Here is a 17,484-nt window from a genome sequence, read left to right as displayed (position 1 = left end):
TTTAATTAAGACGTTTTGAAATGGAAAAAAGCCAAAGTTTTAAACTTTGGCTTTTTTATGATGATTTAAAAATCAATATTTAGTCATCAATACATTATTCGTGAATAGATGAATCAGGTTCAATCAGCGGATGACCTGACCGAAGGTTGGTCAAAGCATCGCTATTAAAATCAAGCAGGAGTGAATTGTTTTTTACATCAATTTTATAGCTTTTGATTAGCGCTTGATCTCCATTTAATGTTTCAACTTTATAGCTATCAGCGATATTTAAGATACTTTCAAGATTTGTTGTTGTTGCGGCAAAATCCTCTCTAAACACTTCGTATATATCTCTCAAATCAAAAATTGCATTATCAGCATCTGGGTGTTTTCGAATATAACTTTCAATATGACGCATCAGGAGCTGCGAAAAAAAGAAATAATCAGAGTCGTGTGTATATTCTAGATGCATATTTTTCTCCTTGTTATCTTGTTTTAGAATAACCATCTATTTGCTAAACAGTGTATAAAGTTAATTAAAGCATGTAGCTGAATTGCAACATATTATGTCGAAATAACAACTTGATTCCGACCCAGTCGTTTCGCTTGATAAAGTGCATCGTCGGCTTGTTTGAATAATTGCTCAATGGTTTGCTGATTTTCAGGTGCACAAATGCAAATTCCAATACTGACCTGAATGAAAAAATGCTTTTGATTGTCGAGTAGAATTGGACTTTGACTAATCTTTTCACGAATTTTCTCGGCGTATTGATATGCCGTATCTTTTGTCGTATCCGTCATAAAAATCGCAAACTCTTCTCCACCTAAACGTCCAAGTAAATCTTGTGACCGTAAAATGGTATGAATGGTTTGAACGCAGGTTTGTAAAGCTCGATCACCCATTTGATGACCATAACTATCATTGACTTGTTTGAAGTGATCAAGGTCTAGCATCAAGAATGCGGTTGTTTGATGAATCGTATTGGCTTGTTGTTGTAGTAGCTGTACCGATTGAAGAAATTGACGTCTAGTCAAACTGAATGTGAGTTCGTCGTGTGCAATCGTATGTTGTAATTCTTGAATGAGTTTTGATCTCACCATATTGATATTTGAGACTGTGAGTGGCGCAATCGTCATCATGATCAATCCAAGACGAATTGAAATGGTGTTGTTGAAATATTGGTCGTGATAAAGCAATAAGTAGTTTTGCGATACATGGTAGATAATAAATGCGCAACTTACTGAAGTGATGATCGTGACAGAAAAGTGGCGATAGCGTAGAGCACACCAAATTAATGGAGCAATCGGATAGAGTAGAGAACCTGGTCCCGCATCGTAATAGCTGACGATAATTGAAAAAATTACACTCAATAACGGCAAACTTTCTTGTGCGGTTTGAGTTTTAAATTCTTTCAGTTGCTGTTTAAATAAAATTAAAGTTGGAGCACTTAGAATCATCGGTAATAGTAACAAAGCATTTTGAATTTCTGCCGTAAACCAATAACCAAAATCGATCCAAAAAGAACCCAGTGCAAATTTAGTATTAAAGTATGGCAGTGTAAATGCCGCAAATAGAGAGCTTGATAATGCACCTACACAGCAGAAAGTAAACAGAAATAGATAGAAATAGCCATGATGCATCGAACGGATAAATGCATTAAATCTGATATAAAGTAATAAGGTAGTCATGACATAAAGCAAATTTGCAGAGGTCATACATACGTTTAATAAGAAAGGAGTGTCTTGAAGGGTATCAGCAAGTAAATAACCAACGATCGCTCCAATGAAGCTAATAGGGTGGCGTGTTTGTGGAAATCGAATAAGTAGACCCAGTAAAACTGAATTTGCAGGCCAAAATGATGCGAGGAAAGAGAACTGTCGTGTAGCGATACCGAGAAAACAGCAAAAAAGAATAATACCAGCGAATATTAAAAAGAGTTGGAAAAGCGATAGAGGCTTTAATGCTACTTGAGATTGAGGCATTCTGACGCTTTACCTTGCAAATTTGAGTCGCGCTATTATATAAATTTTGTTTAAATTTTCATCATAAATTTGTATCAATGCAATGATTTAGTTCGGGCTGCTGCATTTGGGTGCAAAGCATGAAAATTATGTTTTTATATGTTCCATAAATAAAGAAAAAAATGATCAATATGCTTTGTTTGATTAGATTATTCGATTTTTAAGGGTGAATTGATAGTGATCTAGTACATATCCATAAATTTAAGGACAAAATCATCCGAAAGACTAAGGCGCTTCAACTAGCATGAGAAATTAGAAATCAGGTACAATTGGCGGGATTAATTTTGTGTTTGGTGTATTTGAAGGCCAATACATACATTCTTTGTTAAAAATAGGCCTGCCAGGAGTTATCCCCGCATGAGTGCCATTACTCCATACGATTGGGCGATTATCGCCTTCGTGATCGGCGTTACATTTCTTTGCGTTTTTATGCTGACTGTTCCTTTACTCCTAGGGGGTAAAGCATGGGGACGTGCGAAGCAAGAACAGTTTGAGTCAGGTGTAGTAGGTGCGGGCGGTGCTCGTATCCGCTTATCAGCCAAGTTCTATTTAGTTGCAATCTTCTTTGTGGTTTTCGATTTGGAAGCCCTTTATCTTTATGCTTGGGCGACTTCTGTACGTGAAGTTGGTTGGGTAGGTTTTGCGACTGCTGCAGTCTTTATTTTAGTTTTATTAATTGGTTTGATTTACGAACTTTCAACAGGTGCATTGAACTGGGCACCTTCGGATCGTCGTAAAGCGGCTGGTGTGAAAACGAATATTGGCTCACCAAATATGAATATTGCTGACATTACTCGATTCAATAACATTGAAGAGTTGGTTGTCGATCCGACTGGACATATTCCAGCACAGTCTTCTGGTCGTGTTAAATCTAAAACACCGACTACATCATCATTTAAAAAGGAGTAAGTCGGGATGAAATATACTTTAACCCGTGCGAATCCAGATGCCGATCAATATCCATTACAAGATCGTCAAATCGTAACTGATCCACTTGAGGAAGAAGTTAATAAAAGTGTGATGATGACACGTCTTGAAGATGTGTTGCATACAGCCGTGAACTGGGGGCGTAAAAACTCGTTGTGGCCATTTAACTTTGGTACATCGTGCTGTTACGTTGAATATGCAACGACCTTAACAGGTGTGCATGACTTATCACGTTTTGGTGCAGAGGTTATTCGTGCTTCACCGCGCCAAGCAGACTTGATGATTGTTGCGGGTACCTGCTTTGTCAAAATGGCGCCTGTAATTCAACGTTTGTATGAACAAATGCTTGAACCGAAATGGGTGATCTCAATGGGTGCGTGTGCAAACTCAGGTGGTATGTACGACATCTATTCTGTGGTTCAAGGTGTAGATAAAATTATTCCTGTTGATGTGTACATCCCAGGTTGTCCACCTCGTCCAGAAGCATTAATCCAAGCATTAATGTTGCTTCAAGACCAAATTCAACTTGAGCGCCGTCCACTTTCAGCGGTTATTGGTGATGATCTTCAGCCTGTGTATAAGCCAAAGATGATGCCAGAACGTGACCGTAAAAATGCTGAACGTATAGCAGTGAAAAACTTGCGCTCTATGGATGAAATTAAATAATTTTTAAGATGAATTTTTGACATATCGGAAGGATATGGTCATCGAGAAAATTGCCAAAATTTGTATTAAATAGGAAGCCAAGCCAATGGCTGAAACTGACATTGCTATGCCAGAGTCAACGCCAGTTGATTCACGCCCAGCATTTGCAATCGTAGAAGAGCTCAAAACCAAGTTTGGTGAGAATTTTTACGTGCAGGCGACTTTTGAAGAGTTTCCAACAGTCTGGGTTGAGCGCGCACGCGTGCAAGAAGTCCTTATGTTCTTACGTAAAGTAGAGCGCCCTTATGTGATGTTGTTTGACTTGTCTGCGGTCGATGAGCGTTTACGTGTTCATCGCGATGGTCTACCAGCATCTGACTTCACTGTGTTCTATCATTTATTGTCGCTTGAGCGTAATAGTGATATTCGTATCAAAGTTGCCTTGAATGAAAATGATTTAAGCATTCCAACTGCAACCAATATTTGGCCAAATGCCAACTGGTACGAGCGTGAAGCTTACGATATGTTCGGTATCGATTTTGCAGGGCATCCAATGCTCCGTCGTATCTTGTTGCCAACCTATTGGGAAGGTCACCCATTACGTAAAGAATATTCAGCGCGTGCGACAGAATATACGCCGTATATGCAAGACCAAGCAAAGCAAGATTTCGAACAAGAACACTTACGCTTTGTACCAGAAGACTGGGGTCTAAAACGCGGTAATGACGACGAAGACTTCATGTTCTTGAACTTGGGTCCTAACCATCCATCTGCGCACGGTGCATTCCGTGTGGTATTACAGTTGGACGGTGAAGAAGTCAAAGACTGTGTGCCAGATATCGGTTATCACCACCGTGGTGTGGAAAAGATGGCTGAACGTCAAACTTGGCATTCATTCATTCCTTATACCGATCGTGTTGACTATCTAGGTGGTTGTGCGCAAAACATGCCATACGTGATGGCAGTTGAGCAGCTTGCTGGTATTAAAGTCCCAGAGCGTGCGCAAGTGATTCGTGTGATGTTGAACGAATTATTCCGTATCAATAACCACTTATTATTCTGTGGTACAGCGATTCAGGATGCAGGCGGTATGACCCCTGTGTTTTATATGTTCGCAGACCGTCAAAAAGTCTATGACATCGTTGAAGCGATTACGGGCTACCGTATGCACCCAGCATGGTTCCGTATAGGCGGTACAGCACACGATCTTCCAAACAACTGGCAAAAACTTGTAAAAGAATTGCTAGAGTGGATGCCGAAGCGTTTGAACGAGTACTACACAGCGGCGCTTAAAAACTCAGTATTTATTGGTCGTACTCGCAATGTTGCGCAATATGATGCTAAATCTGCGTTGGCTTGGGGCGTAACGGGTACTGGTTTACGTGCGACGGGTATTGATTTTGACGTTCGTAAATATCGTCCATACAGTGGTTATGAAAACTTCGACTTTGATATTCCAGTGGAATATGAAGGCGATGCATATGCGCGTGTCTTGGTTCACTTCCGTGAAATTACTGAGTCGTTGAAAATTATTCAACAGTGCTTGGACAACATGCCATCTGGTCCATATAAAGCGGATCATCCATTGGCTGTTCCACCACCGAAAGATAAGACATTACAAGATATTGAAACCTTGATTACGCACTTCTTAAGCGTCTCTTGGGGTCCAGTAATGCCTGCGGGCGAGTCATCATTTATGACGGAAGTTGTGAAAGGTGCGAGCACTTATTATTTGACTTCAGACAAGTCAACCATGAGTTACCGTACTCGTATTCGTACACCGACTTTCACGCATTTACAGCAAATGCCTTCTGTGATTAATGGCAGTTTGGTTTCTGACTTGATCATTTATTTGGCGACCATTGACGTGGTTATGGCTGACGTGGATCGCTAGGGGTAAACGATTATGATGATTTTGACTGATAAAAAACCTCGTGTGAATGTTGAAGGGATTTTGACTGCTGAAGAAATCCATGACATTGAACATCACATTGATCACTATCCATATCCACGTGCGGCATCATTAGATGCATTAAAATGCGTACAACGTCGTAATGGCTGGGTAGATGATGCTCAAATGAATGCAATTGCACAATTGCTGACGATGAGTGTGGCGGACTTAGAGGGTGTAGCAACGTTCTATAACCGTATCTATCGCCAACCTGTAGGTCGTCATGTGATTTTATTATGTGATTCAATTGCATGCTTCTTGATGGGTGCAGAAACTTTAGCAGAAGCATTTCAGCGAGAGTTAGGCATCCAGTACGGACAAACCACAGCAGATGGTCGTTTCACCTTGCTCCCAATTTGCTGTTTAGGCAACTGTGATAAAGGTCCAACGTTAATGATTGATGAAGATACTCACGGTTTAGTGGATGTGTCATCAGTTAAACAGTTATTGGAGAAGTATGTATGAATACTGAACCAAAACCAATTTATGGCGACGGTAATCCAGAAACGCATCCACTTACTTGGCGTTTGAGCAAGCAAGAACACGTTCGTGCTGCTGATGATTATGAAGCGCTTGAAGGTTATGCGGGCTTTAAAAAAGCACTCGGTATGCCGCCAAAAGATGTACTCGACGTCATTAAAGCTGCGACGGTTAAAGGTCGTGGTGGTGCAGGTTTCCCAGCGGGTATCAAATGGTCATTGATGGCACCGAATGATGGTGGTCCACGTTATTTGATCTGTAATGCTGATGAAATGGAACCAGGTACCTTTAAAGACCGTTTGTTGATGGAAAAACTTCCACATCAATTGATCGAAGGAATGTTGATTGCGGGTTATACCCTTGAAGCAACGCATGGTTATATCTTCATTCGTGGCGAATACATCGAAGCTGCTCAATACTTAAATGAAGCATTAGAGCAAGTTCGTGCCAAAGGTTACTTGGGTGAAAACATCCTTGATACGGGCTGGAACTTTGAGATGTATGTTCACACGGGCGCAGGGCGTTATATCTGTGGTGAAGAAACTGCATTGATTAACTCGCTTGAAGGTCGTCGTGCCAATCCTCGTACCAAACCACCGTTCCCACAAGTTGCGGGTGCATGGGGTCGTCCGACGATTGTCAATAACGTTGAAACCTACAACAACTTACCCGCAATTATGTTGCGTGGACCAGAATGGTATATCAATCTTTCAGCACATAAGTCTAAAGATCCAGGCACTAAGATCTATGGTGCATCAGGTAAGGTGAAGTTCCCAGGTCTTTGGGAGTTGCCATTTGGGACAACTGCGCGTGAAGTGATTGAAGATCATGCGGGTGGTATGCGTGATGGTTTAACGCTTAAAGCATGGTTGCCGGGTGGGGCATCAACAGACTTTTTAGCTGCTGAGCATATTGATTTACCAATGGATGCGGAAAGCATCATGAAAGCAGGCTCACGTTTAGGTACGTGTTTGCTTATGGTAGTTGATGAAACTCAATGTATGGTGTCTGCAACGCGTAACTTAGAAGAATTCTTTGCACGTGAATCATGTGGTTTCTGTACACCTTGTCGTGATGGTTTACCTTGGGCGGTGAAAGCGTTGAAAGCGCTTGAAACAGGTGCTGGTAAGAAGGAAGATATCGATCATTTACAAGAACTCACTCGTAAATTATGGATCGGTAAGACTTTCTGTGCTCACGCACCGGGTGCGATGGAGCCACTTATGGGCGCATTAAAATATTTCCGCCATGAGTTTGAGGCAAAGGTTAAAACCCATGCTCCTGCTCTTGACGTAGAACAAGCTTAAGGAATTCGACTATGGCTACAATTCATGTCGATGGAAAATCGTATGAAGTCAATGGCTCAGAAAACTTGCTACAAGCATGTTTAAGCCTTGGTATCGATATCCCGTATTTTTGTTGGCACCCATCATTAGGTTCAGTTGGTTCTTGTCGTCAATGTGCGGTCACTCAGTATGCGAATGCTGAAGATACTCGCGGACGCTTAGTGATGTCATGTATGACACCAGCTACCGATAATACGTTTATCTCAATAGAAGACAAAGAAGCAACGGATTTCCGTGCGTCGATTGTTGAATTCTTAATGACCAATCACCCACATGACTGTCCAGTCTGTGAAGAAGGTGGTCACTGTCATTTACAAGATATGACCGTCATGACTCAACATGACCGTCGTCGCTATCGCTTTACTAAACGTACCCATCACAATCAAGAGTTGGGTTCGTTTATTGCGCATGAGATGAACCGTTGTATCGCTTGCTATCGTTGTGTGCGTTACTACAAGGATTACGCGGGTGGTACGGACTTTGGTGTTTTTGCCAATGCGTCACGTGTGTATTTTGGTCGTCCAGAATCAGGGACTTTAGAGTCTGAATTCTCTGGCAACTTGACTGAGGTCTGCCCAACAGGTGTATTCACTGATAAAACACATTCGGCTCGTTATAACCGTAAATGGGACATGCAATATGCGCCAAGCGTATGTCATGGCTGTTCTTCAGGTTGTAACATCTCTCCAGGCGAACGCTATGGCGAAATCCGTCGTGTTGAAAACCGTTTCAATGGTTCAGTCAACCAATACTTCCTTTGTGACAAAGGTCGTTTCGGTACGGGTTATGTGAATCGTGAAGATCGTCCACGTCAACCACAGTTCCGCAATGGTGAAACTGTTGCGACCGTGAGTGTTGATCAGGCACTTGATCAGGTGATTACTCAACTTCAAGGCAAGAAAGTATTAGGTATTGGTTCACCACGCGCAAGCTTGGAATCAAACTATGCACTGCGTGAATTGGTCGGACAAGACAACTATTCAACGGGTATGTCTCAAAAAGAGCAAAACTTGGTTGAATTAGCTGCATCAATCATGCAAACACAGGGTATTTACAACCCGAATATGCGTGAAATTGAAAGCTATGATGCAGTGTTGATCTTGGGTGAAGACCTAACCCAAACTGCTCCACGTATGGCTTTATCAGTTCGCCAAGCAGCGAAAAACAAAGCCAAAGAAATGGCTGCTGCTACGCGTACACCAGACTGGTTAGCAGAACCTGTACAACGTATTGGTCAAGAAGCAAAATCTCCAATTTATATTCTTGCTGCAACACAAACGCGTTTAGCGGATGTTGCAACAGGGGAAGTGGTTGCTTCTCCAAATGATATTGCACGTTTAGGTTTTGCGGTTGCTGCTGCTGTAAAAGGTGAAGCATTGACAGGTTTGGCTGACGATGCAAAAGCATTTGCGCAAACCATAGCTGATACTTTGAAAGCTGCGAAAAAGCCATTGATTATCTCTGGTACCAGCTTACAAGATCCTGCGATTATGGAAGCTGCGGCTCAAGTTGCTTTGAATCTTGGCGAAAATGCAGGGCTGTCTTTGACTGTTCCTGAAGTAAACTCAATGGGCTTGGCACTATTTGGTGGTTTAAGTTTAGAGCAAGCGTTTGCACAAGATTATCAAGCAGTGGTCGTGGTTGAAAATGATTTAACTCGCCGTTTACCTGTTGCACAAGTAAAGGCTGCGTTTGATCAGGCTGAAACTGTGATCGTACTCGATCATAGTGAAACTGAAACTTTGAAACTTGCAGATATCGTACTTTCAGCAGCAAGCTTTGCCGAGGGTGATGGTACTGTTGTGAGCCAAGAAGGCCGGGCACAACGTTTCTATCAAGTGTATGACCCAAGCTACTACAAACCTGAATATGCGATCAAAGAATCATGGCGCTGGTTACATGCCATTGAAACAGGTCTCAAAGGTAAAGCAGTGGACTGGACATTGCTTGATGATGTGATTGATGACATCGTGAAAAATGTTCCTGTGCTTGCTGCAATTGAAGATGTTGCACCAGATGCAGGCTATCGTATCCACGGTTTGAAAATTGCACGTGAACCACGTCGTTACTCGGGTCGTACAGCAATTCGTGCGCCGTTATCGATTCACGAACCTAAGCAACCGACTGACATCGATTCAGCCTTAACCTTCTCAATGGAAGGTTATGTAGGGAATCAGACTCCATCTTCATTGGTACCTTTCGCATGGTCTGCGGGTTGGAACTCACCACAAGCTTGGAACAAATACCAAGATGAAGTGGGTGGTCACTTAAAAGGTGGTGATTCGGGTGTACGTTTATTCGATCGTTTAACAAAACGTCCTGCGCGTAGCTATGTGGCACCATCGGTTGTGGTTGTGAATCCTGAAAGCTTCCGCCTTGTACCAATGCACCATATTTTTGGTTCTGGTGAATTCACGGTTAAAACACCAGCGATGGAATCTCGTATTCCTGAAGCCATGTTTGCTGTGGGTGAACAAGATGCGACACGCTTAAATGTTCAAGATGGTCAACGTATTACAGTGAAAGCAGGTGAAACCAGTATTAGCTTACCAGTACAAGTGATTGAATATTTACCAACAGGTTATATTGGTTACCCAATTGGTTTAGCACCAACTGTTTCATTGGCAGAGCCTGTTTCTGTGGCGGTAGGAGTGTAATTCATGAATCAAGAAATTATACGTCAAACGCCACTTTGGGCTGAGAACTGGCCAATCGCTTATTCAGTGATTCAGGCGATTGTGATCTTGCTAGTGGTGGTTTTGGTTGCTGCATTAATGTCATTTATTGAGCGTCGTCTCTTGGCATTATGGCAAGATCGTTACGGTCCAAACCGTGTTGGTCCAGGTGGTATGTTCCAGATCGTTGCCGACATGCTCAAAATCATGTTTAAAGAAGATTGGACACCAAAGTTTGCTGATAAGCTGACTTTCCGTTTAGCACCAGCAGTTGCGATGGCAACTGCGGTACTTTCATTTATGGTCATCCCAGTGAGTCCATCACTGGGCGTTGCTGATATGAGTATCGGTCTATTGTTCTTTATGGCAATGGCGGGAATTGCAGTCTATGCAGTGCTATTTGGTGGTTGGGCATCGAATAACAAATACTCATTACTTGGCGGTCTTCGTTCTGCTGCTCAAACCATTTCTTATGAAGTGTTCTTGGGTATCTCGTTGATGGGTGTGGTTGCGATTGCAGGTTCATTCAACCTTCGTGAAATCGTAGAAGCGCAACGCGATATGTGGTTCATCATTCCTCAGTTCTTAGGTTTCTTGATCTTTGTGGTTGCTGGTGTTGCGGTAACGCACCGTCATCCATTTGACCAACCAGAAGCTGAGCAAGAATTGGCGGAAGGTTACCACGTTGAATATGGTGGTATGAAATGGGGGATGTTCTTCGTTGCGGAATACGTCAACGTGGTTTTGATCTCAGCATTAATCGTCACTTTATTCTTCGGCGGATGGCTTGCACCATTTAACTTAGAAATTCCATTTGTTCCGCCAGTATTCTGGTTCGTTATCAAAACAGCGTTCTTTGTAATGATGTTTGTCTTGGCTCGTGGTTCGTTAATGCGTCCTCGTTATGACCAAGTAATGAATTTTGGTTGGAAAGTTTGTTTGCCATTGGCGTTGGTCAACTTGTTAGTGACTGGTGCTGTGATTCTGATGAATCAGGCCTAGGACAGCAGGGAGTACAAAATGTATAAAATTCTAGCTGGGTTCGGATCGATTGTACGTTCGTTGTGGATGGTGTTTAGCCATGTTACACGTAAACGTGACACGATTTTATATCCAGAAGTTCCGGCTGAACAAATTGTACCTCCACGCTTTCGTGGTCGTATTGTGTTAACGCGCGATCCAGATGGTGAAGAGCGTTGTGTAGCATGTAACCTATGTGCAGTAGCTTGTCCAGTTGGTTGTATTTCATTACAAAAAGCGGAAAAAGAAGATGGACGTTGGTATCCTGAATTTTTCCGTATCAACTTTTCACGTTGTATTTTCTGCGGTATGTGTGAAGAGGCTTGTCCAACGACAGCCATTCAAATGACACCTGATTTCGAACTTGCCGAATACGTACGTCAAGACTTAGTTTACGAAAAAGAAAACTTATTGATTTCTGGAACAGGTAAATATCCTGACTATAACTTCTACCGCGTGACTGGTATGGCAGTAAATGGGAAGGAAAAAGGTCAAGCACAAAAAGAAAGTGCACCAGTTGATGTACGGAGCTTATTACCATGATGTGGCCATTTTATTTGATGGCACTCGTGGCCATTGTTTCGACAGTGCGTGTTGTGACTAACACCAATCCTGTACATGCATTATTAAGTTTGATTGTTTCTCTACTTGCTGTTGCAGGCATTTTCATGATCGTGGGTGCGCCGTTTGCAGCTGCCCTTGAGATCATCGTTTATGCAGGTGCGATCATGGTCTTGTTTGTCTTTGTCGTGATGATGTTGAATCTCGGAGAAGACACCGTTGAGCAAGAAAGCAAATGGTTGACCTCAGATGCTTGGGCTTTCCCAGCACTAATGAGCTTTTTATTGGGCTTAATTTTAGTGTGGATGCTCGGCGGCGAATACACCACGATTTCTGCCCCAATGGGAACAGAAGTTGTTGGTCCAAAAGCAGTCGGTCAAGTGTTGTTTACTCACTATCTATTATTGGTAGAAGTTGCCGCGATGTTATTGCTTGCAGCATTGGTTGCAGCATTTCACTTAGGCAAACGTGAACCAAGTGCAGAAGAGGATAAAGAATAATGGGACACATCCCTTTAGAACATGGTTTGATTGTTGCAACCATCCTTTTTGCACTGGGTTTTTACGGTGTAATGGTGCGACGAAATCTATTATTTATGCTTATGAGCCTTGAAATTATGATGAATGCTGCTGCGTTGGCATTCGTTTTAGCAGGTAGTGTTTGGGCTCAGCCAGATGGACAAGTCATGTTTATCTTGATTTTGACCCTCGCTGCTGCAGAGGCATGTATCGGTCTTGCGATCGTCCTTCAGTTCTATCATCGCTTCCATCACTTGGATGTAGATGCTGCTAGTGAGATGCGCGGATGAGTACCTTATATTTAACCATTTTATTTCCGCTCATTGGTTTTATCCTATTAGCGGCAGGACGTAATAAACTTTCTGAAAACGTTGCAGCGATTATCGGTGTTGGTTCAGTCGGTTTATCTGCGTTATTTGCTTTAATTGCTGGTCTTGCATTTACCAGCAGTGGTCAAACTGTATTTGTTCAACATTTATGGACGTGGTTCAGTGTTGGCGGTTTTGAGCCAGGCATCAGCTTACATTTAGATGGTTTGTCATTATTGATGACAGGCATGGTTACTGGTGTAGGCTTCCTGATTCATATCTTCGCGTCATGGTATATGCGTGGTGAAGAAGATTACGCGCGTTTCTTCTCTTATTTCAACCTATTCGTTGCCAGTATGTTGTTGTTGGTACTGGGCGATAATTTAGCGTTATTGTTCTTAGGTTGGGAAGGCGTAGGTCTGTGTTCATACCTATTGATTGGTTTCTACTACTCAAACCCTGCAAATGGTTGGGCTGCAATCAAAGCATTTACAGTAACACGTGTGGGTGATGTCTTCTTACTCATCGCATTGTTCTTGCTTTATCAACAGTTTGGTACTTTGAATACTCAGTACATCGTTGAAAATGCAACAACTGTCATGACGCAAAGCTCATCATTGTCAATTTGGACAGCCTTGATGTTGTTCTTAGGTGCAGCAGGTAAGTCAGCGCAAATCCCATTACAAACATGGTTAGCTGATGCGATGGCTGGTCCGACACCAGTATCTGCATTGATCCACGCTGCAACCATGGTGACAGCGGGTGTGTACTTATGCTGCCGTATGTTCTCCGTGATGGAAATGGCACCAGAAGTAATGCAGTTCATCTCGATTACTGGTGCAGTGACTTTACTTGTTGCTGGTTTTGCAGCATTGGTTCAAACCGACATCAAACGTATTTTGGCTTACTCAACCATGAGTCAGCTCGGTTATATGTTTATGGCCGTGGGTGCAGAAGCGTACCAAGCTGGTTTATTCCACATGTTGGCGCATGCATTCTTTAAAGCATTATTGTTCCTTTCTTCAGGTGCAGTGATTCTTGCATGTCATCATGAACAAAACATTTTCAAAATGGGTGGGTTACGTAAAAAAATTCCATTCGTATTCTGGTGTTTCGTGATCGGTGGTGGGGCATTAGCAGCACTTCCAATCGTGACTGTTGGCTTCTTCTCTAAAGATGCGATCTTGGGTGCAGTATATGCACAGTCAACAATTGCAAATCTTCCGCTTTACAATACTTTGTACTGGGTCGGTGTTGCAGGTGCATTCTTAACGTCTATTTATACTTTCCGTTTAATTTGGGTGGTGTTCTTTGGCGAAGAAAAAACGCATGCGCATGCGATTCATGGCGTAACGTACTGGGGACCACTTGCGATTCTTGCTACGTTATCAACAGGTATCGGTTATTTCCTTCAAGCGCCTGTTGCAAAATTATTGACTGCTGCAAGTATTCCAAGTTTTGTTGTACCTGAAACTTTAGAAGCTGCTGTTGTGCATGCTGAACATTTAGCGAGTGGTGTTGCAATTGCTGGTTTAGCGGTGGGTATCTTCTTATTTGCTTTTGCTTATGGTGCAGTAAAATCTTTTGCTCAAACATCTTTGGGTGCAGGTTTAACACATATTTGCCGTACCGCATTTGGTTTTGATGCTTTGTATGACATCGTATTTATAAAACCTTATTTATTGATTGCGAAAATTTTAGGTCGTGATCCTGTTGATGGTTTATGGTTAGTACTTCCTGCGATTGTGAAGGGTGGTAATAGCTTTACAAGTTCGCGTCAAACAGGTTCATTACGTGAATACGCATCAAGCATGTCACTCGGTGTAGTGGTGTTATTGATGATCTTGATCGTGATTCAGGTTGTGGGGAAATAAAATGGAAAACAATTTAATTTTACCCGCACTGATTTTAGTTCCCTTCATTGCTGGTTTTATTTGTTGGTTGGTTGATAAATTCGACCAACAATTACCACGCTGGATTGCCTTGATTGGTATGCTCATTACCTTTGGTTTGGGCATTGCACTGTGGCAAAGTGGTACATTTAGTTATGAGATTGGCGGTAAAGTACCGACTTGGGCCGCTGAATTCCATCTTCCATGGATTCAATCACTAGGTATTAGCATTCACTTAGCTGTGGATGGTTTATCTTTACTCATGGTATTACTGACCGCATTACTAGGTGTACTTGCAGTCGGTTGTTCATGGGGTGAGATTCAAAAGAATGTAGGTTTCTTCCACTTAAACCTCCTGTGGAGTTTAGGTGGGGTAATCGGTGTATTCTTAGCGATTGATTTATTCTTGTTCTTCTTCTTCTGGGAGATGATGCTTGTACCAATCTACTTCTTGATTGCGTTATGGGGTCACTCAGGGTCGAATGGTCGTTCGCGTGTTTATGCTGCAACCAAATTCTTCTTATATACTCAAATCGCTGGCTTGATCATGTTGATCGGTATCTTAGGACTAGTTGTCTATGGATACATGATGACAGGTATGATCGGTTTCGATTACAACTATTTATTGGCTGTCGCGAACCACTTGCCACCTGAAGTTGCTTATGCATTCATGCTGTGTTTCTTCATTGGTTTTGCGGTGAAATTACCAGTATTCCCATTACACGGCTGGTTGCCTGATGCGCATGCGCAAGCACCAACAGCGGGTTCTGTGGATTTGGCTGGTATTTTGATTAAGACAGCGGCCTATGGTTTGCTTCGTTTTGTGATTCCATTCTTCCCAGCAGCTTCAGCACAATTTGCTGATATCGCGATTATCTTGGGTTTGATTGGTATTTTCTACGGTGCATTCTTAGCGTATCAACAAACAGATATGAAGCGCCTGCTTGCGTATACCTCTATTTCGCACATGGGTTTCATCTTACTTGCAATTTATGCAGGTAACATTTTGACCTTCCAAGGTTTAATGATCATGATGTTAGCGCATGGCTTGTCATCTGCTGCATTGTTCATTATGTCTGGTCAAGTTTATGAACGTTTACATACACGTGATTTACGCTTAATGGGCGGTCTACGTGGTCAACTTCAATACTTACCATTCTTCTTGATGTTCTTTGTCGCGGCGCTTGTTGGTGTACCAGGTTTAGGTAACTTTATTGGTGAATTCCTGATCTTGATGGGTTCATTCAAGGCTTACCCAACTTTCACAATTATTGCGGCAGTGAGCTTGGTATTTGCTGGTCTTTACGGTCTGATTCTGATTCACAAAGCATTATTTGGTGAGCCAAATCCTGAACAAAAGCAGCATTATACAAGCCCACTTAAAGATTTATCTGCTCGTGAAGTCAGTATTTTGATGATTTGTGCGATCGGTTTACTTTGGTTAGGACTTTACCCACAAACGTTCTTGGATATGTCTCATTCAAGCATGCAGTGGTTAGTAAATAGTTATATGCCAGTACAAGAAGTTGTTGAAACTGTTCAACAGGCTGCAACTCAACTTGAACATGTGGAGATGCAATAAATCATGAACTTCACAATTTCTTTTTCTGAGTTAATGCCACTTGCTCCAGTGATGATTGTGGCATTAACTGCAATCGTGGTGATGTTATTAACTGCGATTAAACGTAATCACAATCTGATTGCGACAACCTCGGTTGTAGGTTTAAACCTTGCTGCAATTTTTATTGCTTACACCATGTTTAGTGGTAAGTTTGCGCCAGTGAATGTGATGGGCATGTTTATGGTTGATCCATTTACCATGCTTTATCAATTCCTGATTCTGATTGCTGCATTGGCATGTTGTACTTTATCTCATGCTTATATCGAGAGTTATAAAGACAATCGTGAAGAACTCTATATCTTGCTACTGTCATCAGTAACAGGTGCAATGCTATTGGTTGCAAGTTCTCACTACGCGGCTTTCTTCATCAGCTTAGAATTAATGTCAATCCCAGTTTACGGCATGTTGGCTTATACCTATCAACGTAGTCAGTCTTTGGAAGCGGGGATTAAATACCTTGTACTTTCTGCGACTGCATCTGCAATGTTGCTTATGGGTATGGCTTATATTTATGCCTATACGGGTTCATTATCATTCTATGATTCTGTTCAGGCATTGATGACTGCAATCAAACAGCCGATGGTACTTTTGGGCTTAGGTTTAGTTGTGTTTGCTATTGCATTCAAACTTTCGCTTGCACCATTCCATAAATGGACGCCAGATGTGTATGCAGGTGCACCAGCACCTATGGCAACCTTTTTGGCAACGGCTGCGAAAGTTGCAACGATTGGTTTATTTGTCCGTTATTTATTGACTTCTGGCGCAATCTTAGTTGAATCCTTAGTAACAGTATTAACTGTGATTGCTGTGTTATCTATTTTAGTTGGTAACTTACTCGCAGTACGTCAAGTTAACTTAAAACGTATCCTTGGTTATTCATCGATTGCACATTTTGGTTATTTGTTGATTGCTTTAATCAGCATGACTTATGCAAGCCTTGGTAGCGTTACGGTGTATGTGATTACTTATGTTCTCACCACAATCGGTGCATTCGGTGCGGTTGCATTGATGTCGAGTCCATATAACAACGTCGATGAAGCTCAAAGTCTTGCTGACTATCGTGGTTTATTCTGGCGCCGTCCAGTGTTGACTGCCACTTTAACGGTAATGATGTTGTCATTAGCGGGTATTCCATTAACTGCGGGCTTTATTGGTAAGTTCCTTGTGGTAATGGCTGCTGTAACAACGCAACATTGGTTCTTAGCTGCGATGATCGTGGTGGGTAGTGGTATCGGTTTATATTACTATTTACGTGTGATGGTTGTGATGTATATGACACCACCAGATGTACCTCGTATTGATGCTGATGCACATTGGGGAAGCAAGGTTGGTGGGATTATGGTGTTAGGTGCTGCTTTACTTGTATTGTTGCTCGGTATCTATCCAGATCCAATGATCAATTTGGCATTGAAGTCTGAGATTCTTTCTCCATTGCACTTTATGTTGTCACAACAACAGTAATCGTCTGATTTGTACAAAAAAGCCTCCAAAAATGGGGGCTTTTTTATTGATGAGTAAAAAAACACTTTATAATAGACA

General features: G+C 42.1%; 15 protein-coding genes. 13 read left to right on the top strand and 2 right to left on the bottom strand.

The window, feature by feature from the left end:
- Nucleotides 1-94: 94 nt before the first annotated feature.
- Both NGC85_RS13200 and NGC85_RS13195 read right to left on the bottom strand, forming a co-directional pair.
- On the bottom strand, nucleotides 95-451 hold the full coding sequence (locus tag NGC85_RS13200; RefSeq protein WP_254731762.1) for a hypothetical protein: 357 nt from the start codon (nucleotides 449-451) through the stop codon (nucleotides 95-97).
- 92 nt (nucleotides 452-543) lie between these two features.
- Nucleotides 544-1,962, bottom strand: coding sequence for a sensor domain-containing diguanylate cyclase (locus NGC85_RS13195; protein WP_254731760.1), 1,419 nt, complete (start codon nucleotides 1,960-1,962; stop codon nucleotides 544-546).
- 396 nt (nucleotides 1,963-2,358) lie between these two features.
- Between NGC85_RS13195 and ndhC the strand changes: the two genes are divergently transcribed.
- From ndhC to nuoN, 13 genes are all read left to right on the top strand, one after another.
- Complete coding sequence (gene ndhC / locus NGC85_RS13190) at nucleotides 2,359-2,910, top strand: NADH-quinone oxidoreductase subunit A (RefSeq protein ID WP_005056744.1); 552 nt, start codon at nucleotides 2,359-2,361, stop codon at nucleotides 2,908-2,910.
- A 6-nt stretch (nucleotides 2,911-2,916) separates the two neighbouring features.
- Complete coding sequence (locus NGC85_RS13185; protein WP_004638049.1) at nucleotides 2,917-3,594, top strand: NADH-quinone oxidoreductase subunit B family protein; 678 nt, start codon at nucleotides 2,917-2,919, stop codon at nucleotides 3,592-3,594.
- An 85-nt stretch (nucleotides 3,595-3,679) separates the two neighbouring features.
- Complete coding sequence (gene nuoC / locus NGC85_RS13180; protein ID WP_004655448.1) at nucleotides 3,680-5,467, top strand: NADH-quinone oxidoreductase subunit C/D; 1,788 nt, start codon at nucleotides 3,680-3,682, stop codon at nucleotides 5,465-5,467.
- A gap of 12 nt (nucleotides 5,468-5,479) precedes the next feature.
- The gene (gene nuoE, locus NGC85_RS13175; RefSeq protein ID WP_171549368.1) at nucleotides 5,480-5,989 is read left to right on the top strand and encodes an NADH-quinone oxidoreductase subunit NuoE; all 510 of its coding nucleotides are present in this window, start codon (nucleotides 5,480-5,482) and stop codon (nucleotides 5,987-5,989) included.
- Entirely contained in the window at nucleotides 5,986-7,311 is a 1,326-nt protein-coding gene (gene nuoF, locus NGC85_RS13170) for an NADH-quinone oxidoreductase subunit NuoF (protein WP_005056741.1), read from the top strand. Before nuoE ends, nuoF begins: the two co-directional genes overlap by 4 nt.
- Nucleotides 7,312-7,322: 11 nt before the next feature.
- On the top strand, nucleotides 7,323-10,007 hold the full coding sequence (gene nuoG / locus NGC85_RS13165; RefSeq protein WP_254731758.1) for an NADH-quinone oxidoreductase subunit NuoG: 2,685 nt from the start codon (nucleotides 7,323-7,325) through the stop codon (nucleotides 10,005-10,007).
- Between the two features lie 3 nt (nucleotides 10,008-10,010).
- The gene (gene nuoH / locus NGC85_RS13160; RefSeq protein ID WP_005057680.1) at nucleotides 10,011-11,027 is read left to right on the top strand and encodes an NADH-quinone oxidoreductase subunit NuoH; all 1,017 of its coding nucleotides are present in this window, start codon (nucleotides 10,011-10,013) and stop codon (nucleotides 11,025-11,027) included.
- Nucleotides 11,028-11,045: 18 nt separating this feature from the next.
- Nucleotides 11,046-11,588 carry an NADH-quinone oxidoreductase subunit NuoI gene (nuoI, locus tag NGC85_RS13155; RefSeq protein WP_005056734.1) on the top strand — a complete coding sequence of 181 codons (543 nt, stop codon included), beginning with the start codon at nucleotides 11,046-11,048 and terminating at the stop codon, nucleotides 11,586-11,588.
- Nucleotides 11,588-12,106, top strand: a complete 519-nt coding sequence (gene nuoJ, locus NGC85_RS13150; RefSeq protein WP_254805606.1) for an NADH-quinone oxidoreductase subunit J — start codon at nucleotides 11,588-11,590, stop codon at nucleotides 12,104-12,106. The genes nuoI and nuoJ overlap by 1 nt, the downstream gene beginning before the upstream one ends.
- Nucleotides 12,106-12,414: an NADH-quinone oxidoreductase subunit NuoK gene (gene nuoK, locus NGC85_RS13145; protein WP_004770776.1), complete on the top strand. Its 309-nt coding sequence runs from the start codon at nucleotides 12,106-12,108 to the stop codon at nucleotides 12,412-12,414. Before nuoJ ends, nuoK begins: the two co-directional genes overlap by 1 nt.
- On the top strand, nucleotides 12,411-14,306 hold the full coding sequence (gene nuoL, locus NGC85_RS13140; RefSeq protein WP_254731756.1) for an NADH-quinone oxidoreductase subunit L: 1,896 nt from the start codon (nucleotides 12,411-12,413) through the stop codon (nucleotides 14,304-14,306). The genes nuoK and nuoL overlap by 4 nt, the downstream gene beginning before the upstream one ends.
- Nucleotide 14,307: 1 nt before the next feature.
- Nucleotides 14,308-15,906 (top strand): NADH-quinone oxidoreductase subunit M, encoded by a 1,599-nt coding sequence (nuoM, locus tag NGC85_RS13135; RefSeq protein WP_005056728.1) that lies wholly within the window; start codon nucleotides 14,308-14,310, stop codon nucleotides 15,904-15,906.
- A 3-nt stretch (nucleotides 15,907-15,909) separates the two neighbouring features.
- Nucleotides 15,910-17,406 carry an NADH-quinone oxidoreductase subunit NuoN gene (nuoN, locus tag NGC85_RS13130; protein WP_254731754.1) on the top strand — a complete coding sequence of 499 codons (1,497 nt, stop codon included), beginning with the start codon at nucleotides 15,910-15,912 and terminating at the stop codon, nucleotides 17,404-17,406.
- The last annotated feature ends 78 nt before the right edge of the window (nucleotides 17,407-17,484 follow it).

Source organism: Acinetobacter sp. Z1, assembly GCF_024296945.1.
Taxonomy (GTDB): Bacteria; Pseudomonadota; Gammaproteobacteria; order Pseudomonadales; family Moraxellaceae; genus Acinetobacter; species Acinetobacter beijerinckii.
Note: the sequence above shows the minus strand (reverse complement) of the source record. Positions and strands in the feature narration are given on the sequence as shown.

What these genes read in the sequence shown, in the direction of transcription:
- NGC85_RS13200 (WP_254731762.1), bottom strand. Translation starts at nt 451, where the DNA reads ATGCATCTAGAATATACACACGACTCTGATTATTTCTTTTTTTCGCAG.
- NGC85_RS13195 (WP_254731760.1), bottom strand. Translation starts at nt 1,962, where the DNA reads ATGCCTCAATCTCAAGTAGCATTAAAGCCTCTATCGCTTTTCCAACTC.
- nuoE (WP_171549368.1), top strand. Translation starts at nt 5,480, where the DNA reads ATGATGATTTTGACTGATAAAAAACCTCGTGTGAATGTTGAAGGGATT.
- nuoJ (WP_254805606.1), top strand. Translation starts at nt 11,588, where the DNA reads ATGTGGCCATTTTATTTGATGGCACTCGTGGCCATTGTTTCGACAGTG.
- nuoC (WP_004655448.1), top strand. Translation starts at nt 3,680, where the DNA reads ATGGCTGAAACTGACATTGCTATGCCAGAGTCAACGCCAGTTGATTCA.
- nuoH (WP_005057680.1), top strand. Translation starts at nt 10,011, where the DNA reads ATGAATCAAGAAATTATACGTCAAACGCCACTTTGGGCTGAGAACTGG.
- nuoL (WP_254731756.1), top strand. Translation starts at nt 12,411, where the DNA reads ATGAGTACCTTATATTTAACCATTTTATTTCCGCTCATTGGTTTTATC.
- nuoM (WP_005056728.1), top strand. Translation starts at nt 14,308, where the DNA reads ATGGAAAACAATTTAATTTTACCCGCACTGATTTTAGTTCCCTTCATT.
- nuoI (WP_005056734.1), top strand. Translation starts at nt 11,046, where the DNA reads ATGTATAAAATTCTAGCTGGGTTCGGATCGATTGTACGTTCGTTGTGG.
- nuoF (WP_005056741.1), top strand. Translation starts at nt 5,986, where the DNA reads ATGAATACTGAACCAAAACCAATTTATGGCGACGGTAATCCAGAAACG.
- ndhC (WP_005056744.1), top strand. Translation starts at nt 2,359, where the DNA reads ATGAGTGCCATTACTCCATACGATTGGGCGATTATCGCCTTCGTGATC.
- nuoN (WP_254731754.1), top strand. Translation starts at nt 15,910, where the DNA reads ATGAACTTCACAATTTCTTTTTCTGAGTTAATGCCACTTGCTCCAGTG.
- nuoG (WP_254731758.1), top strand. Translation starts at nt 7,323, where the DNA reads ATGGCTACAATTCATGTCGATGGAAAATCGTATGAAGTCAATGGCTCA.
- nuoK (WP_004770776.1), top strand. Translation starts at nt 12,106, where the DNA reads ATGGGACACATCCCTTTAGAACATGGTTTGATTGTTGCAACCATCCTT.
- NGC85_RS13185 (WP_004638049.1), top strand. Translation starts at nt 2,917, where the DNA reads ATGAAATATACTTTAACCCGTGCGAATCCAGATGCCGATCAATATCCA.